The sequence below is a fragment of the Pseudomonas sp. Ga0074129 genome (genome assembly GCA_001465025.1).
GTDB lineage: Bacteria > Pseudomonadota > Gammaproteobacteria > Pseudomonadales > Pseudomonadaceae > Aquipseudomonas.
Genome location: LNDO01000089.1, coordinates 1 through 22,157, shown reverse-complemented (window position 1 = coordinate 22,157; position 22,157 = coordinate 1). Strand labels below are relative to the sequence as shown.

The window sequence follows — 22,157 nt, the reverse complement described above, 5'->3', positions numbered from 1 at the left end:
GCCCGATTGAAGTCATGACAGAGGTGGTAGGAATGCATCATGCTGCGCCTGCTTCAATTCAATAACCGTGTTGCACTCAGCCCCTGCAACCGCCCACCCTCAAGCGCTCTGCGCCTTTGGGGAGCTGAGCCCTATCCTTGCAAGCTGAAGATAACTTGAAGATGATTGGAAAATTACAATTCTGTAATCTTCACAAGGCGGCAATGAAAGTTGTCTTAAAGCGACATTTGAATTCAGATTTTCAATAGAATCCGACGGGTAGGTCGAGAGAGCTCCAGCCTTGATCAGGCCGAATGTTCATGACTGCCAGCTCATAGGACGGTGCACTCAGATAGATCGATAGCGCCGGGCTGATGTGACAAGCCGGCTGGGGGTGACGCCGGTTGATCTTGTTTGGATGCTCGTAAGCGTCCACCCGAATCACCTTGCGTGATTCGGGCATGCTGCTCACTCCCGCCGTGTAAGCCAGCATTTCGCTGACGAGCTGGAGCTGGCAGGCGCACTGCGTATATTCCAGCTCATGGCAGTAATGGTGCATGAAACTGTGACCGCATGGGTGTGAATAGCCATGGGCTCAGCGCTTACCAGACGAAGAGTTGGTTGATGCGACCAAGAACCTAGCAAGGTGCGATTACTACAGCGGCTGAGAGTTTCCGTAGTTAAAGCCATTTGCCGCCAAGGTTGCCCAGCGGCGCTGACGGTGGGCGTAGAACAGGCGCGCAAATAGCCAGACGAACGGAGTGAGGACGCCCGCCTTGATGGTCACGCTATCTCGGTAAAGCGTTCCGCCGTTGACCTCTTGTGCCGTAATGAGGTGATCCCACTTGCTGATCAGCGGGCTGTAGCCGTTGTCTCTTAGCATGAAAATCTGAGCATTTTCCGTCTGCGGGTATGTAATCACAATCGCCTGACGGCCAATGGGAAGTACGCCGAATAACTTCAGCTTGACCCAGTAAGTGCCCTCGCTCCAGGTGCCAGGAAACTCAACGGGAGTCAGCGGGCTGAAACTCAGCAACGGTGATGCAACCTGATGCAGCAGACGTGGCGTGCGCACCTGGGCGATCACCTCTGCCAGTGAGCATGGCAGCTGGGTAGAGATATCAATTTGCATGGGCGCAATCACCGACCGGATTGAGTTTACTTGTCATCGGCAAGCAAGGTCTGTGGTTCTTCGGGAACCGGCATGGGCTTGAAAGCACTGACCCTGGAGCGGCCTGTATTGCCGATAGGCACCCAGATTTTGGAGAACAGCAGGGCCGCGAAAATACGTGGTAGTTGCCCCGCGACCTCGCGGTAATCGCCGGTCTGCCAGCCGAGCACAAGCATCAGCCAGTGTGACCCAGCATGCAGCACGGGTTGGCGTTGGGTCAGGATGTGCGCGCGCTCTAACCATTGAAAGGCATCTGCGCTGCGCTGTTCCTGCATGGCCTGCCGGGCCTGCTGAAAGGCTTGTTCAATTGCGAGTTGCAATGCTGCTTTCATCTTCAATCCTCCGATCCTACTTTTTAAGCAGGCGCAGGCCGTTGAACACCACCAGCAGGCTGACGCCCATGTCGGCAAAGACGGCCATCCACATCGTCGCCTGCCCCGTTAGGGTAATGGCGAGAAACAGGGCCTTGATCCCTAACGCCAGCACGATGTTCTGCTTGAGGATGACGGCGGTCTGTTGAGACAGGCGGATGAAGGCCGGGATCTTGCGCAGGTCGTCATCCATCAAGGCCACATCCGCAGTTTCGATGGCCGTGTCCGTGCCGGCGGCGGCCATGGCGAAACCGATTTCAGACTTCGCCAGCGCCGGCGCATCGTTGATGCCATCGCCGACCATCCCTACAACGTAGCCGCGCGCCTGCAATGCTTCAATGGCCTGCAATTTGTCGACTGGCAGTAGGTTGCCGCGTGCCTCGTCGATGCCTACCTGCTGTGCAATCGCATCTGCGGTGTGCGGGTTATCGCCGGTCAGCATTGTGGTCTTCACGCCAAGCGCATGAAGCTCCTCAATTGCCTGGCGGCTGGAGCCCTTGACGGTATCGGCAACGGCGAACAGGGCAATGGCACGCTGCGGATTGCACAGCACCACCACTGTTTTACCTTGGCGTTCGAGACGCTCCAGCGTCGCTTCCAGCTCGGGTGAGCAGAGGCCAAGCTCTTCCACCAGGCGGTGGTTACCCAGGTGGAAATCTATGCCTTCGATGGTGCCTCGAACACCTCGACCCAGTAGGGCTTCGAATCCTTCAACGGCGGTAAACGCCAGCCCATTCTTACTGGCATGCTTGGCTATCGCTTGCGATACCGGATGGTCAGACCGACTGGCGAGGCTGGCGGCATGTGTGCGGTAGACTTCTGAGTCCTGATCAACCAGCGGCATGTAATCGGTCTGCACCGGCTTGCCGTGAGTAATAGTGCCGGTCTTGTCGAGTGCCAGGAAGCCAAGCTTGCCGCCGGTTTCAAGGTAGACACCGCCTTTGATCAGAATGCCTTTGCGCGCAGCCGCAGCCAGGCCACTGACAATGGTGACGGGCGTTGAAATAACCAAGGCGCAAGGGCAAGCGACCACCAGCAGTACCAAGGCACGATAGATCCAGTCGTACCAGGGTTCGGCCATGAAGAGTGGCGGCACAATGGCGATAGCCAGGGCGAATAGGAATACGACAGGGGTGTATACCTTGGCGAATTGGTCGACAAAGCGCTGGGTCGGAGCACGTGAACCCTGTGCCTCTTCGACCGCGTGAATGATGCGTGCCAGCGTAGTGTTGGCAGCGGCTGCCACGACGCGGTATTCCAGCGAGCCTGCTTGATTGATGGTGCCAGCAAAAACCGGGTCTCCGACGGTTTTCTCTACGGGCAGGCTTTCCCCCGTGATCGGCGCTTGGTTGATGGTGGAGTTGCCGGAAGTCACCTCGCCATCGAGGCCGATTCGCTCGCCAGGCCGAACCCTGACCAATGCACCTAAGGCTATGGTTTTAACCTCAACTTCAAGCCATGAGCCGTCTGCTTGCTGCACCGTGGCGCGCTCTGGGGTCAGATCCATCAGGCCGCGGATGGCATTACGAGCCCGACCCAGCGATTTTGCCTCGATCAGCTCGGCCACAGAAAAGAGGAACATGACCATGGCGGCTTCCGGCCATTGCCCAATCAGCACCGCACCGGTAACCGCAATACTCATCAGTGCATTGATGTTCAGGTTGCGGTTCTTCAGCGCAATCCAACCCTTTTTATAGGTCGTCAGGCCGCACAGCAGAATGGCGAGCAGCGCCACACCGGCCACAACCCACTCAGGTGCAAGCTCGGCGAAGTGCAGCACTTCAGCCGATACGGCAGCCACACCGGATAGCGCCAAAGGCCACCAAGCCTTCTTGCGCGGCGCTGCTTGCGCTTCATCGTTTACTGTTGCTGCACCCTCAACCACTGGCGTGAAACCAAGGTCGCGAATCGCTGCCAGGGCTGCTGGCAATGCTTCTGCTGTGTGGCTAAACGTCAATACGCGCTGAAGCAAGTTGAACTCCAGCGCGCTGATGCCGGTCAGGGAGGAGAGCTTGTCGCGGATCAGCTTTTCTTCCGTTGGGCAGTCCATCTGTTCGATTGTGATGCGGGCTTGCCCCTCAGCAGAGAGCGGTTCTGCTTGCATACCTAGGGATGAGATCGCCGCTTCAATAAGAGCGGTCGACGGCAAGCTGTGCCATACCCCAAGAACGCGATTGATCAGATTGAAATCGAGCTTGTCTATGCCAGCCAGCTTGCTCAGTTTGTCTTGAATCAGCGTCTGTTCGGTGGGGCAGTCCATTTGTTCAATACGGAAACTGCTGAGCCTGGAGCGAACCATGGCATTTACCGTTGTAGTTGCCGTGGCCGAGCACTTAAACGCGCCGCTGGGGTCACAGCAGACATCCTTTGAAACCGCTTCAGGTTTTTGTTCATCACTGCAGCAACCAGCCATGGGGGTATCCTTATTGGTCAGTGCTGTAGAGTGAACACCCTGAAGCCACTACAGGGTCAAGAGTTTGTAGAAGGGGTATTTCATGAAAATTGGAGAGCTGGCCAAGCTTGCCGATTGCCAGGTTGAAACGGTTCGCTATTACGAGCGTGAAGGGCTGTTGCCGACACCGGCTCGCAGCGAGGGCAATTATCGTCTTTACAGCAGTGAGCATCTTGAGAGGCTTACGTTTATTCGTAATTGCCGAACACTGGACATGACCCTGGACGAGATCAGAAGCTTGTTGGCGCTGATGGATCGGCCAGAGGGGAACTGTGAGGGTGTGAATAGCTTAGTGGATGAGCACATCGAGCATGTGCAAGCGCGAGTGACCAGCCTCCTGGCACTGCAACAACAGCTGGTTGAGTTACGACACCGTTGCGCCTCTGAGCGGGGTGTAGACGAGTGTGGAATTCTCCAGCGCCTGAATACCACCGGCGGAGTCAGTGCACTTCCAGATGATGGCCATACCCACGTTGGGAAAAGCCATCGCCACTAAACAATGCGCCACCACCTGCAGTACTCGGCACGAGACATTGCAGGCGGTGGTGCGGGTTCGTTTGTTTACAGACTGCAAGCGCTTATTTGCTTTGTTCGATTTCAGCTTTAACCAGATCAATCAGTGGCTGTGCACCAAAGCTCAGGAGCGGCTTGCCATTCACAAAGAACGTGGGCGTCTGGCGCACGGCAGCAGCTTGGGCATCCTGGGCGTCTGTTTTAAGCGTTTCGGTGATATCGGTAGCCATCATCTCTACGCGGGCCTTTTCCACATCTAAGCCTGCAGCTTCAGCAGCCTCCCAGGCTTTGAGCACCTGAGGGTCACTGTGCCATTGCGGTTGAGCCGCCATGATTGCCTCCAGAACCGGCTCATAGACCCCCTGCTTACGCGCAGTTTCAAGGATTCTTGCCGCTGTTTCAGAGCCTTCATGGAAGAGGACGTAACGCAGCACCAAGCGCACATCTTTCGGGTTCTCAGCCAGGATCTGCTTAACCAGTGGAAAGAAGGCACGGCAGGCTTCGCAGGACGGATCGAAGAACTCAACAATGGTTACTGGCGCAGTAGCGGCACCGATAACTGGCGAATGGAAGCGCACCAAGGAGCTGGTTGCCGGGGCAGCTGGCGGAGTTTCTTCGCTTGCCGAATATCGATCATAAACGAATGCCGCAGCAGCGAAGCCGAGCGCAGTAAGAATGCTGATGACGAGGACGATTGCACGTCTGCTCATAGGGAAGACCTCCGGCGGATGAGAACAAGAAGAGCAGCGATAAGGGTGAATGCACCCAGCGAAAGCAGTGGCAGCGGTATGCTGCCGAAAATCATCATGTCAGCGCTGGAGCATGATGGGCCTGCACCACAGGGCTTGATGCTCTCCGGGATGATCCCGAGGTAGAGCAGGCTGTGGTAAAGCGCGATGAGCCAACCCACGACGGTAACTGGCAACGCATAGCGCCAGACGCCGAAATCTGAGATGTAGCAACCAACGGCCAGAATCACGACCAGTGGGAACATGAATGCGCGCTGGAACCAGCAGAGAACGCAGGGTGTTTTCCCCATGACCTCGCCGATGAACAGCGCGGCTAAAGTTGCAACAAGCGCAATACCCCAGGCCATAAGTAGCAGTCCCCAGGGGTTGATAGCGTGAGTGTTTGTCTCTGCTTCCTTCATGGTTGACACCTGCCCTCGACTGAGGTGGATGGCGCGGAAACTAGCTTTGGCGCTATACCGCTTGTGGTGACGTCTTGAGCCCGTGCATCTGCCATGCCCATAACCATCAACGAGATGGCGAACAGCGATAAGAGCGCCGGGCGGCGTAGGTGCGCGGACAGAGCCACGAACCCGCGAGGAGAAAGCGATTGCATAAGTTGATCCTGGATTGCAGTGGTCTTTGGCCGCAATGCGGCTTTGTCTAGATCACGCGTCTGGATCGTGGAGGGCGCTCAATCAGGTAGATAGGGCGAACTGGCGTAGCTTGATCCGAAATAGCCGCAAGTGCGTTGTTTTCTGCTTGGGCAGGCAGGGTAAGCAACGGCCCGAGGTAAGGGGTTTCATGCACATGGTCAGCAGTCACCGGCGAGTGCCGATGATCTTCACATCATGAGCAAGAGGGGGCTGTATCTGTGGACAAACTACTGTGCGTGGATTCGCTTTTGAATCCCGCTTGCGGCTCTGTACCCGTCAACAAGGAAGATGTATGCCAGACCATGACCAGCAGTAATGCCAGGCTCAGTGCAAGTACTGCTTGAGTTGTAATAGTACGGCTGGGCATCGTTGATGTCGGTAGGCATTAAGTGGGGGAGGGAGGTTTGAGCCTAGCCTCATTGAAAATACGGTCGTCGTACGAATTGTCCCGCATGAGATCATTCTCAGGTGGGCGGCACAAGCACCATAGGCATCGCATAACCTTTTAAAAGGTGACGCGCCCAGAGGGCTAATTACACAGTGCACGGCGACTGTAAACGATGGTTCCTTGCTGATTATATGGAGTGAGCAAGCAGGCTTTGAAGAAGGAAAACCCACACTAGCTGAGCGTGCGGATCAGGTGCAGTGCTACTAGATGACTAGGGTAGAACCAGTAGACCCAGCGCTTGACCGGCCAGATCCTGAAATGGCGCGTTCGGCGCAGTAGCCATAGCCCAATTAAGGGCGCAGCGAACGCTGTGGCCAGAATCAGCAACGTATAGGGCTGCAACTCCCACTCGGCGAGCCAGCGGTTGCGACTGTTGGCCAGTACGCAAAGTGAGGCAGGCAATAGCCACACAAGCCCAGGGCGCTGAATGGCCAGCAGCAACGCTGCCGGCAGCAGTGCGCCGAAAACGCCGTACATCAGGCGCTCTTGCATCAACACCGCGACAGTCACGCCGGCCAAAGCCAGGATCAAACCGTCGCGACCACGGTGATGTGCTCCCCAGGTGATAAGCAGGCCCAACAGCAGCGAAGGCATAACGTTGAGCGTGCTGCTGTCGTTAGAAAGCAGGCGATAGGGCAACTCCGAGATCACTGCAAACGCAGTCATCCAGCCCATGTAGCGAACGTTGTTATCGGAATACAGCTCACCTGTTTGCGAGCGCGCGACATTGGCGGCGATCCCCAGGCAGAACATTGGAAAGGCTAAGCGCCCAACGATGAACAACCATCCGTTGTCAGGCCAGATGTAGCGCAGGTGATCCAGCAGCATGGTCAGCATCGCCAGCCACTTGATCAGATCTAGGTTGGTGTCGCGCTTCTGCAGGCTCACCCAAACCACCCAAGCGTCATGGCAGCTAGTGCCAGATAGCGAGTGGTCTTAGCCAGCAGCACGATCAACAGAAAGCTCCAGAATGGTTCGCGCATAACACCGGCTACCACGGTAAGCGGATCACCAATGATCGGCACCCAGCTAAGCAGCAGTGACCAGCGACCGAAGCGGTGATAAGCCTGCTGGGCCTTTTTCAGTTTGCCTTCGCTGACGGGAAACCAGCGCTTGTGCCGGTAATGCTCGATGGAACGGCCCAGCAGCCAGTTCAGTGCCGAACCCAGCACATTGCCCGTGGTGGCCACTGCCAGCAGTGCCCAGGCCGCGTAGCGGTCGGTCAGCAGCAACCCGACCAGCACCGCCTCCGACTGCATGGGCAGCAGCGTGGCGGCACCGAAGGCGGCGAAGAACAGGCCGAAATAACCGGATAACTCCCACATCGGCTAGGCGTTCAGGCCGATCCAGCCGTGGAAGCCAACGTAAATCCCCACCCCAATGATCAGCAGGCTGGACAGGTAAGGGGCGCGACGCGCGACAGCACCGAGCCAGGGCCAGCGATTGGAGGCTTGCCGAGCGCCAATAGCGGCGGCGGCACCAACGGTGACCAGGGTGATGGCCAGACCAATGCTGAAACACAGCACCAGGACGGCACCCAGGGCGACTTCTTTCACTTGTAGGCAGAGCAACAGCACGGTGATCGCGGCCGGGCAGGGAATCAGCCCGCCTGTTAGGCCGAACAGGACGATCTGGCCGGTGGTGACATTGCGGTTGCTGAAGCGCTTGCGGATGTCGTTGGCATGCGCCCGCTCATGGGCATCCTGATAGCCGTCCAGCGACAGCTCCAGCTCTTCCAGCTCGGAGTGCTCATGACCGTGGTCGTGCTCGCGGAACTCCAGGTCATAGTCGTGGGAATGTCCGGCATGGCCCAGACTCAGGCGCGCGGTGAATTCGTGGGGCTCGGGAATCACGTCGACTGACTCTAGGTAATCACCGCGGTCAACGAAGCAAAACTGCTGGGCCAGTCCATCGGGGCGAGTCGTCAGCAGGCTCACTTCGGCAGCCGGCCAGACATGGCCACTCAAGGTCTTCAGCCGCCAGCGCGGTGGAGTACTTTCCTCGAAGATCGACAGCTCGATACGCCCATGTCCGGTGTCGATGCGCTGCGTTTCATCGTGGTGGTGCTCGTGTTGATGCTCATCACCTTCCTCGAAGCGCCACATCTGCTCGCCACGCCAGGTGCGCCAGAGCATCCACAGGGCGATAGTGATAATGATGGCGGCGGACGCGAGCTGGAAATACGGCTCGGTAGTTTCGGCATCCAAATTCTGCCCTAGGTACATGCCGCCCATGGCCACCAGCCAGACTACAGCGGTGTGCGAAAGCGTTGCGGCAAGGCCTAGCAGAATGGCCTGCTTCACCGTGCCACGAATGGCCACGATAAACGCCGCCATCATGGTTTTCGAATGCCCAGGCTCAAGGCCATGCAAGGCACCCAGTAATATGGCACTAGGGAAGTACAGCCAGGCCTGCGAGGCCCCCTGTTGCAGCAGTTCGGCGAAACTCGACATGGGAGGGGCCTAGAGGTACTTGGTGATTTGCTTGAAGTCTTCGAGTGATGCGCGCTCGCCTATCGCAAGTGCTTCGACCGTATGTTCCAGGCAGTGGTCGATATGGTCTTGGATAAGCACACGCTTGGCCTGGCAGACGGCTTTTTCCACGGCATGCAGCTGCTGGGCGATGTCGACGCAGGCCCGGCTTTCTTCGATCATGGTGACGATGCTGCGCAGGTGGCCCTCCGCTCTTTTCAACCTTTTGATGATGTCGCCATGACTTTGGTGCTGGTGGCCGTGTTCGTGATCGCTCATGCCTTGAGTCTCGTGCGTCGATGAATTACGCTCGCATGCTATCCCCCAGGGGGGGATATGGTCAAACCGACCAACCCTCCAGAAAAGCCACCCGCTTAGGCATCGAAAGAACCACAACATGCTCAGCAATCCCATCAGCACCAAGGTGATTTTTGCGCTTGCTCTCGCCATCTTGATGGCCTGGGCCGGGCATACCTCTGCGCTGTTTATGGGGTCGAGCCAGCCTGCCTTGGGTGGCAATGACGGTGCTCATTCGCATGCGCATGGTGACGAGACGCTGGCCTGTGCGGCGTACGGGGATCACTGCCACTCGCCGCTGACCGCCGACCATCTGCATGAAACACCACACCTGACCGCACGGCTGAGCATCAGCACGCTGCCAGAACGTGCGCAGCCGATACCAGCCCCTCATTACTCCATTCCTCCAAGCCCGATCTTCCTGATCGAGCGGCCACCGCGCGCCACATTCGTGATCTGACACAGGCCGCTGTGCGGCCCAAGACCACTGCAATTTAGGACTCAACTATGCATTCGCTATCTATGGGCGCAATGGACGCAGCTGCTGTGCGTCCGAATCGTTCGCTACTACTGTTGCTGTTGTTCACGGCATTGCTGTTTCTCGGCATGCCTGACGCACTGGCCCACGCTGTTGCCGAGGGCGACAAGGGCTTTATCCAGGAAAGCTCCGGGGTGATGTTACTGCCGTTCATCTACATGGGCGCTAAGCACATGATGACCGGGTACGACCACCTGCTGTTCCTCTTCGGGGTGATCTTCTTTCTCTACCGCCTGAAGGACGTGGGGCTCTACGTCACCCTGTTCGCCGTGGGTCATTCGGTCACCCTGCTGCTGGGTGTGCTGACTGAAATCAGCATCAGCTCTTACGTGATCGACGCCATCATCGGCTTCTCGGTGGTGTACAAGGCGCTCGATAATCTCGGGGCATTCCAGCGCTGGTTCGGTTATCAGCCCAATACCAAGGCAGCTACGCTGATTTTTGGCTTACTGCACGGCTTTGGTCTGGCCACCAAGATTCAGGAATACGAGATCTCGGCAGATGGCCTGATCGCCAACCTGATTGCCTTCAACGTCGGCGTCGAAATCGGCCAGCTCCTGGCCTTGAGCGCCATCCTGATTGTCATGGGCTACTGGCGGCGCACCGCCAGCTTCTGGCGTCATGCCTACACCGCCAACGTCGCCATGATGAGCGCCGGTTTCCTCTTGATGGGTTACCAGCTCACCGGCCTGATCGTCTCTCAGTAAGGAATTCTCAGCATGTTCAATACCCAGCTTCCGACCCAAAGCGAATTGCCTACCAGCCACCAACTGCTGCGCTCCACTGTGATCGCCGTGGGTGTTGCCGCAGCCTTACTGGTCACCGTGGTGATGCCTTCGGAGTACGCCATCGACCCAACGGGCGTTGGTCGCGTACTCGGCCTGACCCAGATGGGCGAAATGAAGATAACCCTGGCCGAAGAAGCGGCAGCGGATGCAGCGGTTCAGCCAGCTGCGGCTCCAGTCGCTCAAGCTCCCGCGCCTGTTCAGCCGGTAGTGCAAGAGCCTGTTGCAGCAGCACCTGTGGCCGAACCCGTAGCTGAGCCTGAGCCAGCCCTGAAGTCAGATGAAGTGACCGTCACGCTGAAGCCGGGCGAGGCCAGTGAAATCAAACTGGAGATGCTGGACAAGGCCACGGTCAGCTACGAGTGGACGACCAATGGTGTTCCGGTCAACCACGACACCCATGGCGAACCCTACAACGGCCCAAAGGGCTACTACCACAGCTATAGCAAGGGTAAGCAGATCAAGGGCGACAAGGGTGAATTCACCGCCATCTTCGACGGTACACACGGCTGGTTCTGGCGCAACCGCAGCAACCGCGACGTGACCATCACGCTGAAGACCAAGGGCGATTACCTGAGCGTTAAACGCGTGATTTAAGACAGATAAGCCCCTTCTTCATATGGCGGAGGGGCTCACCTGAACATTCAGAGCTATAGCTCCTGTGGTTAGTAACTCTTTCGTTTACCCCGTCGACGCATCAACCAATAGGCGGCAGGCAACACCAGCATGGACAGCAGCGGGGCTGTGATCATGCCGCCAACCATAGGTGCGGCAATGCGTTTCATGACCTCTGAACCCGCTCCGCCACCCCAGAGAATGGGCAGCAGGCCAGCGATGATCACGGCAACGGTCATCACCTTGGGTCTGACACGCAGGACAGCTCCTTCGCGAATTGCCTCCAGCAGGGCCGGATCGTCGCTGCGCCCTGCATCCACGCGCGCATGCCAGGCGTTCTTCAGATACAGCAGCATGATCACCCCAAATTCCGCCGAGACTCCCGCCAAGGCGATAAAGCCGACCCCAGTGGCAACCGACAGGTTGAAGCCGAACCAGTAGAGCAACCAGACACCGCCTGACAGGGCGAAGGGTAGTGTGGCCATGATCAACAGGGCCTCGCTGAAACGGCTGAATGTCAGGTAGAGCAGCACGAAGATGATCAGCAAGGTCGCCGGCACGACCCAAGTCAGGCGTGCATTGGCGCGCTCTAGGAATTCAAATTGACCGGAGTAGGAGACTGTCACCCCCGCAACCAGTGGCACACCATTCGTGACACGCTCCTGCAGTTCTCGCACAGTCGATGCCAGATCGCGACCGCGGACATCGACATAGACCCAGCCCGAGAGACGCCCGTTCTCGCTGCGCAACATCTGCGGCCCTTCTGTCAGACTGATCTGGGCGACGGTTCCTAGGGTGATTTGCTGGCCCACTGCGGTGAGAATCGGCATGCGCTGCAACGCTTCCGGGCTGTCACGCCACTCCCTGGGATAGCGCAGGCTGATCGGGAAGCGGGCCAGCCCCTCGACCGTTTCACCGATATTGCTGCCGCCTATAGCGCCCGATACCACCGCCTGCACGTCGGCGATGCTCAGGCCATAGCGCGCCGCGGCCAGGCGATCGATCTGGATGTCCACATAGCGACCGCCGGTCAGCCGCTCCGCCAGCGCCGAACTCACGCCAGGTACCTCCTTGGCCACGGCCTCAATGTCACGCGTTATGCGCTCAATCTCGGCCAGCGAGGTTCCGGAAACTTTCACCCCGATGGGACTCTTGATCCCCGTGGCCAGCATATCGATGCGGTTACGGATCGGTGGAACCCAGATGTTGGACAGCCCCGGGACTTTCACCGCCTGGTCCAACTCCTCGACCAGCTTCTCCGGCGTCATCCCGGCTCGCCATTGCTCGCGCGGCTTGAACTGCACCGTGGTTTCGAACATTTCCAGCGGTGCTGGATCGGTGGCGGTCTCCGCACGCCCGGCCTTGCCGAATACCCGAGCCACTTCGGGCACCGTGAGGATCATCCTGTTGGTTTGCTGCAGCAACTGGGTTGCCTTGCTCGCCGGCAAGCCGGGCAGGGCCGAGGGCATGTACAACAGGTCGCCCTCGTCCATGGGCGGCAGAAACTCTCCTCCGAGTCTGCTGAGGGGCCAGAGACTGGACAAGAAGACCAGCAAGGCCAGCGCCAGGGTCACTTTTGGCCAAGCCAGCACCCACTCCAGTACCGGCCGGTATGCGCCGATCAGCCAGCGGTTCAAGGGGTTCTGTTGTTCGCTGGGGATATGCCCGCGAATCCAGTAGCCCATCAGCACCGGTACCAAGGTGACCGAGAGTCCGGCGGCAGCCGCCATGGCATAGGTCTTGGTGAAGGCCAGCGGGCCGAACAGGCGGCCTTCCTGGGCCTCCAGGGTGAAGACCGGGAGGAAGGACAGGGTGATGATCAGCAGGCTGAAGAACAGCGCCGGCCCGACCTCGACCGCGGCTTCGCCGATCACCCGCCAGTGCGCCTCGCCCTGTAGCTGCTCACCAGGGTGTCGAGCCTTCCAGGTTTCGATGTGCTTGTGCGCGTTCTCGATCATCACCACGGCGGCGTCGACCATGGCGCCGATGGCGATGGCGATCCCGCCGAGCGACATAATGTTGGCATTGACGCCCTGGTAGCGCATGACGATGAAGGCCATGAGGATGCCCAGGGGCAGGGTGATGATCGCGACCAGCGACGAGCGCAAGTGCCAGAGGAAGAGCAGGCAAACCAAGGCCACCACCACGAACTCTTCCAGCAGCTTGTAGCTGAGGTTATCGATGGCGCGGTCGATCAGTTGCGAACGGTCATAGGTGGTGACCACCTCGACGCTGGCCGGCAAGCTGCCCTTCAGGCTGTCCAGCTTGGTCTTCACCGCGGCGATGGCATCGCGGGCATTCTTTCCGGAGCGTAGGATGACCACGCCGCCTACCACTTCACCCTGGCCATCCAGCTCGGCAATGCCACGCCGCATCTCTGGCCCCAGCTGAATGGTGGCTACCTGACCCAGCAGCACCGGAACTCCGCTGGCCGAAGCCCGCAGCGGCACATTGCGGAAATCCTCCAGGCTCTCTAGATAGCCTGAAGCCCGCACCATGTACTCGCGCTCCGCCAGCTCCAGGATGGCGCCGCCGGTTTCCTGATTGGCGCTCTTCAGCGCCGCTTCGACCTCCTGCTGAGTTACCCCATAAGCCACCAGCTTCTGCGGATCGAGCAGCACTTGGTATTGCTTGACCATGCCGCCGAGGGTGGCCACTTCGGCTACGTTGGGCAGGCTCTTGAGTTCGTACTTGAGGAACCAGTCCTGCAGTGCCCGCAGCTGGGCAAGATCATGCTGGCCGCTGCGGTCGACCAAGGCGTACTGGTAGATCCAGCCCACGCCCGTGGCATCCGGCCCGAGGGTGGTGGTAACACCCTCGGGCAGGCGCTCCTGCGCCTGGTTGAGGTACTCCAATACGCGCGAGCGCGCCCAGTAGAGGTCGGTATCGTCCTCGAACAGCACATAAACGAATGAGTCACCAAAGAACGAGTAGCCGCGCACCGTCTTCGCCCCCGGTACCGAGAGCATGGTGGTCGCCAGTGGGTAGGTCACCTGGTTCTCGACGATCTGCGGCGCCTGTCCGGGAAAGCTGGTTCTGATGATGACCTGGGTATCGGACAGGTCCGGCAGTGCATCCAACGGCGTGTTGCGCAGCGACCAGACGCCCAGGGCGGTGATGAACAGGGTCGCCAGCAGCACCAGGAAGCGATTGCCGATAGACCAGTGGATCAGGCGCGCGATCATGGCCGCTCTCCTTGATTGACGAGCCGCTCGACCCGCAGGCCGGAATCCGTCTGGCGGACGCCGATACGCACGTGATCCCCGGGCTTAAGCCCAGCCGCTACTTCGGGGCTGGCCAGTGGAAATGCCATGGTCATACCGGGCATATTCAGGCTCTCGAATGGCCCGTGCTCCAGGGTGACTTCCTCAGCGTCCAGAGCGCGAATCACACCATGGGACTCATGTAGTTCCTTCTCATTGTCCTGCTCGGCATGGCTGGCCATGATGCCCTGCAGGCTGGCTTCCGAATCGATGAGGAACTGGCCGGAGGTGACGACCGCCTGACCTTCCTCTAGGCCGGACAGCACTTCGAGGCGCCCATCGGCCTCGCGGCCCAGACTGATTTCCTGGGGACGGTAGCGTCCGTCGCCTTCGGCCAGCATCACCAATGCACGCTTGCCGGTGCGAATCACGGCTTCACTCGGCACAAGAAGCGCGGGTTGTTCGACGGTACTGTTCAGGCGTACGGCGGCGAACATGCCGGGGCGCAACTTACCGGCAGGGTTGGGTAGCTCGCTGCGTACCGTGAGCGTGCGCGTTTGCGGGTCGGCACTCGGCAACAAAGCGATGACGCGGCCCTGCAGCGGTTGCCCGGGGAAGGCGGTCAGGGTGGCGCGGATGTCAGCCCCAACCTGAACCATTCCAGCCATTGCTTCGGGTATCGCCGCATCGAGCCAGACCGTGGACAGCCCGTTGATCCTGGCCAGGTCCTGACCCGCCTCCACGGTCATCCCGGCGCGTACCTGCAAGGCTTGGAGCTCGCCGGCGATAGGTGTGGTGAGGGTTTGCACCGCCCGCGGTTTGCCGCTGCGGCGAACCTGCTCGATCAACGCTTGAGGCATGCCGAGCAGGCGCAGGCGCTCTTGGGTCGCACTTATCAAGCGAATGTCAGCGGTACGCAGTACCGCCAGGAACTCCAACTGCGCGGCGAACCACTCGGGAATCAGCAGGTCGACCAGGGTGGTACCGGCAGGCAGCACATCGCCCGGGGCACGCCCGTAAACCCGCTCGACGAATCCGCCAGCGCGAGCCTGGAGGTTCGCCACCTCTCGCTGGTTATAGGCCAGGGAACCGACCGCCTCGATACCCGAGGGCAGTACACCGCGGATCACCGGAGAAGTTCGCATTCCGAGGCTTTGCACGGCTTGAGCGGGGACGCTCAGGACAGACGGATCCTGCTCGGATCCCGCGTATTTAGGGACAAGCTCCATATCCATGAAAGGTGACTTGCCCGGTTTATCGAAGCGCTGCTCGGGCTGCATCGGGTCGTACCAATAGAGCACCTTGCGCTCGTCCGTCGGTGCAGAACTGGGCAGAACCTCATGTTTGGCCTGCCGCTGGGCCAGCCAGTAGCCGCCTGCCGCGCCAATGCCCACGGCCAGCAAGGCGACCGCAAAACCAAATGCCGATATCTTCATCTCAGTCCCTCCACATAGGCGTAATACAGGCTTGCGGAGAGCTGGCTCAACTTGCGCTGCTGTTCAATCTGCCGCAGCTGCGCCTCGATCAGGTCGCGCTGTGCGGTAATAACGGATGTGAGCTGGCTGTTACCGGCTTGGTAGGCGGCCAGTTCGAGATCGGCCCGTTTGCTTGCAAGCGGGATCAAGGTTTTTTCGGTGCGTGACAAGGTCCTGCGCAGTTGCTCAAGCTCGGCAATACCGCCTTCAAGCTCAGCCTGATGGGCGCGCAGTAACGCCTCCTGCTCGGCTTCCATCTGCGACACGCTGTGCTGCCTGGCATTGATCTTGGGCCCCTGACGTGTGCCTACGAACAACGGCAGGTCGAAGGTGAATTGCACCATCACCATATCGCCGAACTGGTTGTCGCGATTGTTGTAGGCAAACTCGACACCCCAGTCGGGAGTCTTTTCGGCGATGGCCTCGTTCAGCTCGGCGCTAGCCTCGCCGACTCGGGCCGAGGCAGCGCGCAACTCAGGGTGTGAGGCAATGCGTTGCGGCAGGTGCGGTGCCTCCAGGCTCAGATTGGGAACACCTCCTTGCAAAGGCTGATCGGCCTCGTTGCCTATCCAGCGGCGCAGCTTGGCACGAGCCACTGCTACATCGCGATTCAGCTCGTCTCGCCGATCCTGCAATGCCAAAGCTTCCTGGTCGGCCTGCAACAGCTCGCCAGGCTGAGCACTACCGCCGGCAATCAGCGATTGCACGGTCGAGCGGAGCATCTCGATCTGACGGTCCAGTTGATCGAAGAGGCCAACACTGCGTTCGGCGTAGTACACGTCCAGCCAGCTCACTGCCGTCTGGCGCTTGATTTCCAACTGCATGGCACGCTGCTCGGCCTCGGCCCGCGTCATGGAGGCTTCGGCCAGTTGGCGACGGGCCAGACGCTTGTCGCCGTTTGGTACCTCCTGCATGAGTCCAATGCGGCGCATGGTCATGGAGTCACGATTAAGTGTGTAACGGTCAGGGCCTTCGATCGGCAGGTTGTCGATGCCTATAATCAGCTTGGGATCGGGCAAGGCGTCTGCGGGCCCTACAGCCTGCTGTGCCGATGCCACCTGCGCCTGGCGCGCGAGGTTCTCAGGGGCACTCTGCTCGGCCAGAGCTTGGGCTCGTTCGAAGGTTAGGGGCTGCGCCTGCGCGGCAAGCCAGGGAGCTGCCCAGAATGCGGCAGCCAACACGCCGAGATAGCCACGGCGTGTGAAAAGGAAAGCGGGCATGCTTTCGCCTCCAATGCGATTGATCGAGGTCGCCACCAAAAGCGTGGTCGCGACGATGCGCCTGGTTTAAAGGCGCGAAGATCACTGCATTAGACGAAACGAGGAGGGCGCCAGAGTCCTGCGGGCTCTCTCTTAATCACCGACTGGGTCAGCAATATCTCGGGGCGTGAGGGAAGAGGGGATATGCTCTTGATAACGGTGGTCTGGAGAAGTCCTCCGGTCTTGCATTCCTGGCCGGATTTGCAGGGGGACTTACTGGCCACCCCATCAGACTTATCCATTTGCTCGCAGCACGGAGCATCGGCCATTGCATGGCCCTGATGATCGGCGCTCTGCATCGGGCAAGGCTGTGCCGGCATGCTGAAAGCCATACCGCCGAAGGTCGGCAGCACGAGACTAGCAATCATTACCAGGATCAATCCAATTCGACGCACGATGATTCACCGAACAAGGCGATAGTGCGACGATAGCAAATTGCTCCGAAGCAGGAGTGCTTCTTTCGACCACTGCAGCACTTCGTTGATCTCGATCAAATTAGAGGATCTGCAAGGCTTCCTCTGTGGACAGGCAGTCCTGTTCGCTACGAAGCATAGTCGTGGTTTCAATGACAGAGCGACAGGCAGAAGAGCATGGCGCGAAAAAAGCCGAGGGAGTGTCAGGTGATTGCAACGCAGGGTGTCCGCTGGCATGGCAAGGCCTGGGTCTCTCCAGGGTTTGGAGTATTTTCGGGGCAGGCCGGTCATCATGATTGGCACTGCCACATGGCTCACCAGATCACCATCGGAATAACCAATGACTTGACCGTGACCACCCCCGACAGCAGTGTCACGGCCCGAGCTATCTGTATCCAGGCAGGCGTAACTCACCGAATCGAAGCGGTGGAGGTTATTTCGATTTACCTTGACGCCTTGTCTGAGGAAACACAGGTGTTCAATGCCGCTACGAACATCTTGCCTATCGATGCACAAAACATTTCGACTCTGCAAAGACTGTTGGCAACTCCCGATATCTCAGCACAACAAATGCGAGGAGCGGTTCGCCAATTTCTTAATCTCACCGATCTGCCGATAATCGATCCACGGCTGCAGCTTGTCCTTAAAGCCTTGAGCAAACCCGCTAATGGCAGGCAAGAGTTGGCCGATCTGATCCACCTTTCGCCGACTCGCTTTTCTCATTGGTTTGTTGAACAGACCGGGTTGCCATTGCGCAGTTATCGTAAGTGGCTTCGTCTGGTCGCTGCGCTGCAACACATTACGGAAGGCCGAAGTTTGACCGTGGCTGCTCATACAGCAGGATTCTCGGATGCGGCGCACTTTTCTCGAACCTTCCGCAGCTTATTTGGCCTCGATCCGTCTTCGGCCTTGAGCCAGGTAAGTCTTAGCAGCTGAGATCAGCTTTTTCGTTCAAGCCAGCAGCGCAGAAGCAGCTTAACGTTATGGTCATCAAGGGGGGCGCACGATGACCAATTGCCTCAGGTTCATGATTCGCTGGTTCAGCTATCCAGTTATTTTTGGTGGTACGGCGGGTTGGATGATCTGGATGCTTTACAAAGGCTTGCCATATTGGCCCGGCACAGCCCTCATTGCCGTAGTCGGAATTATTCCGGTCGCCATCTTGGAGTGCCTGCAGCCATTCCGGAAGAGCTGGCTTGCCGGCCACCAAGACACACTGACCGACCTGCTTCACATGATCGTAAATCTGTCTGTCATCCAGTTCACCGCCGCGATCCTGGCTCGGCTGGGCGATTGGGTGAACGCCAGTGCCCCAAATGCGGTAGTGCGTTGCTAGTGCGCACAGTGAAAAGCGGCCCCAAGGCCGGCCAGCAGTTCTGGGGCTGCAGCGCCTTCCCCAAATGCCGAACCATACAGCCCCTTAACTGATTCATGCGATGGAGTCCGCACGATGCCTCTGCAAAACCGAATGAACCCGATGGGGCAGTTGCATGGCGTAAAGGCCAGAGGCCTGCTGATGGGGAATCGTGGTCAGTTGCACAATGCGGCACGCGAGATCGTGCGCCCCTGGAAACTGAACCGCTGGATCACCTGCGCTTTGGAGTATCAGGGCATCAAGCGTGAGTTGATGGCGTCCAACAGCTACACCGAACTATTCTTTCTTGATGAGCCTACCAGCTATGCCGCTGGGCACCGCCCCTGTGGTGACTGTCGCAAGGATCGCTACAAAGCCTTCAAGGCCGCCTGGGCCAAAACCTTTCCGGATCAGGATCGGTCTGCCGCCGGGATCGACAAGGTTCTGCAGGCCGCTCGCATGAACGCCGATAACAGCCAGCGTACCTGGCAAGCGAGTCTGGCAGGCCTTCCGGAGGGCACGATGGTTGAGCATGAAGGTCAGCCGGTATTGCTCTGGCGCGGACGTCAGTGGTGCTGGGGTTTCGACGGCTACAGCCCGCTTCCTCAGCCTATGACTAGCGATGTGGTGACCGTGCTGACTCCAGTGTCAATCGTGGCGCTATTCAAAAATGGCCTGGGTCCAGAGTTGCTGGTGCATCCCTCTGCTGAGGTGGAGTGCTAGGGATGAGAAACTGCTTTCGTGAGTCGATTCCGGAAATCCGAGATACCTCACGCTATCTGGATGCAGCCGTTTCTGCGCATCTCACGGGCCATCGGGAGCTGGCGTCGGCTCTGTTCAAACTGGCTGATTGCGACACGAACAGAGCCTGGCTGGAGTCCATCTGGGGTGCCAAGAGCGCTTATGTGAAGCTGACGCCTCTGCTTGATCAGCCGCTTGATCCTGCCCTGCGAGTGCAGTCGCGCATGCCGAGCAAAACGCAGATGGCTGAGCTGCATGCGCGCGATGGCTATCACTGCCGCTATTGCGGTATACCCGTGATCCGCCCCGAGGTTCGCAAGAAGGCGTGCCTGCTGTACCCCGAGCAGGTTACCTGGGGCTCCGCCAATGTTTCACAGCACGCGGGTTTCCAAACCCTCTGGGCGCAGTATGACCACGTGCTGCCCCATGCCTACGGCGGCACCAATGATCTGGATAACCTGGTGGTGAGTTGCGCGGCCTGCAATTTCGGCAAGATGTCTTACCGGCTGGAAGAGCTGGGTTTGGCTGATCCGCGTGAACGACCTCCTGTGCAGTCGCAATGGGATGGCCTTGAACGCCTGCTTAGCGCCTGAGCCAATCTAGCTTTGGGATATTGCCTATAGCTTTGGGTGTTGGCGATTAACTTTCCAGTTGATCCGTTCGGCAAGGATCTAGCTAGCGCCCAAGTCGCTAAAGCAGTGCGCGGTAGCGCACTGCTCAGGTCACTTATCCGTGTTCCAAAATAGGAGCAGACAAAGGCTGCTATGTCCCTCGTGGGTCGCTTTGGAAAGGCAGTGTGGTTATTCGCCTCGCGAGGTGCGATGGCACCTCGATTCGTCCCACCACCCGCCCACGGCCAAAAACTGCAGGCTGCTTCGGTTGGCGAACTTTTGACAAGTCAGCGTCCTGAGCAGGTCTGATATGCAATTTTTGACCAGCCCCAGATCGACGGTTCCCATAGACGCTGATGGATTCTATGGATTGGTGCCCCATCATGTAAGCGATGGCCTCATCGCTCTCGCCGGAGGCTTTTAGGGTTGAGCCCAGTTGGTGGCGGAAGCTTTTCAGGGTTGGGTGCTGTTTGCGCCTTGGCCACAGCGCTCGGCACTCTTTGCGTAGGCGATCCCGAATAGCTGTATTGGTACGAGGGCAGATACGCATACATTTCGCTGCGCCTTCCACAGCCTGGAGTACCGCAGGGTCGTCAATGACCAGTGTTCTGTCAGCGCCCCTATCCTGCGGAGCGCTTTTTTTTCCGCCGATGATATGGACGTGATTGTCCTTCACCGTGATCGAGCGCATCTCGCAGGGGCGTACCCCCAGGTAATAGGCCAGTACTAGCGACCAGGCTTCATCCATGAACTCACGCGCTAGTAGATGCTCCTGAAGCTCTCTGTAGTCTTCTTCGGAGATCGAGCGAATTTGCTTGAGTTTGGGTTTCTTGGGAAGTGTTGAGCCTTGCGCTGTCACTGGGTTGACGAGCTGCTTGATGGCTTTGGCTGCTTGGTGGTTGCCGCGTGCTTTTTGGTCATGTGCCAGGGCGCTCTTTAGTGTACCGAAGCTGTTGGGCCTGTACTCGCTGGCACTCTTTAGCAAAGCCGCGCAGATTTGCGCTGAATCTGGGGCCTCTGATTCGCAGTGCTTTCGATAGAAATTGCGGGCTCTGGTCTGGTACTTCTTCAGTGTGAGTGATTGCATGGTCGTCATCTCTTTTAGTTGTTTTTGATGACAAAGCTAAGCCGCTTCGCGAAGGGCGGTGAAGCAGCTCAGTCTTCACTGAAACTATTCCGCCTTCGCTCCATGTTTTCCCGTTACGCCTGAACTGCTCCACCGCCCCCATACTCGCGCCGCGAGTATGGGGGCGCGTTTTTACTCGCGCGCCCACTTCATCTTCATTCAGCGTGCGCCGTGAGCAAAAGCGCGCGCAAGCGTTTTGTCATCAAAATCAAAAAGCAGCCAGCGCCTGTGGCGCTGAAGGGACGAGCTCGGCAGCACGATGCCCGCCAGAGGCGATGCCTCAAGAATCGATGCATTTCAAAAATGCTTGCCATTGGTCGAGGTTCTGGTTACGTATTTGTTATTTAAGTAATTGATTTATATTGCTTTTTATCCGAAATATAACCAATAAAAGCAGTGCCAGTTTTGGCACTCTTTGCGCCAGAGGTGGCGGTGATGGTGCCACTTCCGGCTGCTTTCGGTGCCTGACCAGGCACTGCTAATGCCGCATGCGGCACAGTAAGTGTGTCGCAAACCGCAGCTGCGACATGCGGGGTGTATCGCAGCTAGCAGCATGCGACATGGTCAGCGTATCGCAGCGCGTGTTGGCGACAGACTAGGTGTGCCGCACCGGTGCCCTGCGACACTCCCAGAGTGTCGCAAACCGAGTCTGCGACATGCGGGGGGTATCGCGGCTAGCGCATGCGGCACAAGATTCGTATCGCAGCGCGAGCTTGCGATAGGCCTAGGGTGTCGCAGTTAGACTATGTCATTGGGGCAAACAGCTTTCGTGCGGATGGGGCTGTCTGTTGCTTTTGCCAATATGCAATTGCACTCATCTGACCAGCCATTTGCACTCATTTGCTCGCCAGAGGTATGCGTCCGGGCATCACGCCTTGCGTGATTAAAGTGGCTGCCACTTATGCGGTAGCAATTGATCGATGTCACTCGCCCGCTGCGTCGGCAGGCGCG

23 protein-coding genes and 1 pseudogene are annotated in these 22,157 nt (G+C 58.5%); 10 read left to right on the top strand and 14 right to left on the bottom strand.

What is annotated here, in order from left to right; all coding sequences use genetic code 11:
• Nucleotides 1-241 precede the first annotated feature (241 nt).
• The 4 genes from AUK77_RS13350 to AUK77_RS13335 all read right to left on the bottom strand — a co-directional run bounded on the left by AUK77_RS13350 (nt 242) and on the right by AUK77_RS13335 (nt 3,781).
• A complete protein-coding gene (locus AUK77_RS13350; protein ID WP_139204310.1) occupies nt 242-442 on the bottom strand; it encodes a hypothetical protein in 201 nt (66 codons plus the stop codon).
• A 192-nt stretch (nt 443-634) separates the two neighbouring features.
• On the bottom strand, nt 635-1,111 hold the full coding sequence (locus AUK77_RS13345) for a hypothetical protein (protein ID WP_017675705.1): 477 nt from the start codon (nt 1,109-1,111) through the stop codon (nt 635-637).
• Between the two features lie 26 nt (nt 1,112-1,137).
• Complete coding sequence (locus tag AUK77_RS13340; RefSeq protein WP_017675704.1) at nt 1,138-1,482, bottom strand: DUF3703 domain-containing protein; 345 nt, start codon at nt 1,480-1,482, stop codon at nt 1,138-1,140.
• Nucleotides 1,483-1,498: 16 nt separating this feature from the next.
• Nucleotides 1,499-3,781 carry a heavy metal translocating P-type ATPase gene (locus AUK77_RS13335; RefSeq protein WP_017675703.1) on the bottom strand — a complete coding sequence of 761 codons (2,283 nt, stop codon included), beginning with the start codon at nt 3,779-3,781 and terminating at the stop codon, nt 1,499-1,501.
• Between the two features lie 37 nt (nt 3,782-3,818).
• Between AUK77_RS13335 and AUK77_RS13330 the strand changes: the two genes are divergently transcribed.
• Nucleotides 3,819-3,968: a hypothetical protein gene (locus tag AUK77_RS13330; RefSeq protein ID WP_170050749.1), complete on the top strand. Its 150-nt coding sequence runs from the start codon at nt 3,819-3,821 to the stop codon at nt 3,966-3,968.
• Nucleotides 3,969-4,016: 48 nt separating this feature from the next.
• Nucleotides 4,017-4,469 (top strand): Cd(II)/Pb(II)-responsive transcriptional regulator, encoded by a 453-nt coding sequence (cadR, locus tag AUK77_RS13325; RefSeq protein WP_017675702.1) that lies wholly within the window; start codon nt 4,017-4,019, stop codon nt 4,467-4,469.
• Nucleotides 4,470-4,551: 82 nt separating this feature from the next.
• Here the strand turns inward: cadR and AUK77_RS13320 are convergent, their stop codons facing one another.
• From AUK77_RS13320 to mreA, 6 genes are all read right to left on the bottom strand, one after another.
• Complete coding sequence (locus AUK77_RS13320; RefSeq protein ID WP_296130453.1) at nt 4,552-5,196, bottom strand: thioredoxin domain-containing protein; 645 nt, start codon at nt 5,194-5,196, stop codon at nt 4,552-4,554.
• Nucleotides 5,193-5,636: a disulfide bond formation protein B gene (locus tag AUK77_RS13315; protein ID WP_017675701.1), complete on the bottom strand. Its 444-nt coding sequence runs from the start codon at nt 5,634-5,636 to the stop codon at nt 5,193-5,195. Before AUK77_RS13315 ends, AUK77_RS13320 begins: the two co-directional genes overlap by 4 nt.
• A gap of 853 nt (nt 5,637-6,489) precedes the next feature.
• Nucleotides 6,490-7,206, bottom strand: a complete 717-nt coding sequence (locus AUK77_RS13310; RefSeq protein ID WP_033377359.1) for a TraX family protein — start codon at nt 7,204-7,206, stop codon at nt 6,490-6,492.
• On the bottom strand, nt 7,203-7,643 hold the full coding sequence (locus tag AUK77_RS13305) for a YqaA family protein (RefSeq protein WP_017675699.1): 441 nt from the start codon (nt 7,641-7,643) through the stop codon (nt 7,203-7,205). The genes AUK77_RS13310 and AUK77_RS13305 overlap by 4 nt, the downstream gene beginning before the upstream one ends.
• Before the next feature lie 3 nt (nt 7,644-7,646).
• Nucleotides 7,647-8,771, bottom strand: coding sequence for a nickel/cobalt efflux transporter (locus AUK77_RS13300; RefSeq protein WP_017675698.1), 1,125 nt, complete (start codon nt 8,769-8,771; stop codon nt 7,647-7,649).
• 9 nt (nt 8,772-8,780) lie between these two features.
• On the bottom strand, nt 8,781-9,068 hold the full coding sequence (mreA, locus tag AUK77_RS13295) for a metal-sensing transcriptional repressor MreA (RefSeq protein ID WP_017675697.1): 288 nt from the start codon (nt 9,066-9,068) through the stop codon (nt 8,781-8,783).
• Nucleotides 9,069-9,186: 118 nt separating this feature from the next.
• Between mreA and AUK77_RS13290 the strand changes: the two genes are divergently transcribed.
• Genes AUK77_RS13290 through AUK77_RS13280 form a run of 3 tightly spaced genes read left to right on the top strand, consistent with a single transcriptional unit; the run spans nt 9,187 to nt 11,006 of the window.
• Entirely contained in the window at nt 9,187-9,546 is a 360-nt protein-coding gene (locus AUK77_RS13290) for a hypothetical protein (RefSeq protein ID WP_017675696.1), read from the top strand.
• A gap of 47 nt (nt 9,547-9,593) precedes the next feature.
• Nucleotides 9,594-10,331: a HupE/UreJ family protein gene (locus tag AUK77_RS13285; RefSeq protein WP_026088460.1), complete on the top strand. Its 738-nt coding sequence runs from the start codon at nt 9,594-9,596 to the stop codon at nt 10,329-10,331.
• A 12-nt stretch (nt 10,332-10,343) separates the two neighbouring features.
• The gene (locus tag AUK77_RS13280) at nt 10,344-11,006 is read left to right on the top strand and encodes a hypothetical protein (RefSeq protein WP_017675694.1); all 663 of its coding nucleotides are present in this window, start codon (nt 10,344-10,346) and stop codon (nt 11,004-11,006) included.
• Nucleotides 11,007-11,074: 68 nt separating this feature from the next.
• On the opposite strand, the gene AUK77_RS13275 is transcribed toward AUK77_RS13280, so the two are convergent.
• The 3 genes from AUK77_RS13275 to AUK77_RS13265 are packed head-to-tail and all read right to left on the bottom strand — an operon-like array spanning nt 11,075 to nt 16,922.
• The gene (locus tag AUK77_RS13275) at nt 11,075-14,209 is read right to left on the bottom strand and encodes an efflux RND transporter permease subunit (RefSeq protein WP_017675693.1); all 3,135 of its coding nucleotides are present in this window, start codon (nt 14,207-14,209) and stop codon (nt 11,075-11,077) included.
• On the bottom strand, nt 14,206-15,663 hold the full coding sequence (locus AUK77_RS13270) for an efflux RND transporter periplasmic adaptor subunit (protein ID WP_017675692.1): 1,458 nt from the start codon (nt 15,661-15,663) through the stop codon (nt 14,206-14,208). The genes AUK77_RS13275 and AUK77_RS13270 overlap by 4 nt, the downstream gene beginning before the upstream one ends.
• Entirely contained in the window at nt 15,660-16,922 is a 1,263-nt protein-coding gene (locus AUK77_RS13265) for a TolC family protein (RefSeq protein WP_017675691.1), read from the bottom strand. Before AUK77_RS13265 ends, AUK77_RS13270 begins: the two co-directional genes overlap by 4 nt.
• A 659-nt stretch (nt 16,923-17,581) precedes the next feature.
• Between AUK77_RS13265 and AUK77_RS13260 the strand changes: the two genes are divergently transcribed.
• The 5 genes and pseudogenes from AUK77_RS13260 (at nt 17,582) to AUK77_RS13240 (ending at nt 20,062) form a co-directional block, all read left to right on the top strand.
• On the top strand, nt 17,582-18,310 hold the full coding sequence (locus AUK77_RS13260) for a helix-turn-helix transcriptional regulator (protein WP_075751201.1): 729 nt from the start codon (nt 17,582-17,584) through the stop codon (nt 18,308-18,310).
• Nucleotides 18,311-18,380: 70 nt separating this feature from the next.
• The gene (locus AUK77_RS13255; protein WP_075750121.1) at nt 18,381-18,710 is read left to right on the top strand and encodes a hypothetical protein; all 330 of its coding nucleotides are present in this window, start codon (nt 18,381-18,383) and stop codon (nt 18,708-18,710) included.
• A pseudogene (locus AUK77_RS13250) lies at nt 18,674-18,802 on the top strand (topoisomerase DNA-binding C4 zinc finger domain-containing protein); the annotation flags it as partial. The gene AUK77_RS13255 and the pseudogene AUK77_RS13250, both read left to right, overlap by 37 nt.
• A gap of 22 nt (nt 18,803-18,824) precedes the next feature.
• A complete protein-coding gene (locus AUK77_RS13245) occupies nt 18,825-19,451 on the top strand; it encodes a hypothetical protein (RefSeq protein WP_075750119.1) in 627 nt (208 codons plus the stop codon).
• Between the two features lie 2 nt (nt 19,452-19,453).
• A complete protein-coding gene (locus AUK77_RS13240; protein WP_075750117.1) occupies nt 19,454-20,062 on the top strand; it encodes an HNH endonuclease signature motif containing protein in 609 nt (202 codons plus the stop codon).
• A 169-nt stretch (nt 20,063-20,231) separates the two neighbouring features.
• Here the strand turns inward: AUK77_RS13240 and AUK77_RS13235 are convergent, their stop codons facing one another.
• Nucleotides 20,232-21,167: a site-specific integrase gene (locus AUK77_RS13235; protein ID WP_075750114.1), complete on the bottom strand. Its 936-nt coding sequence runs from the start codon at nt 21,165-21,167 to the stop codon at nt 20,232-20,234.
• Between the last annotated feature and the right edge of the window lie 990 nt (nt 21,168-22,157).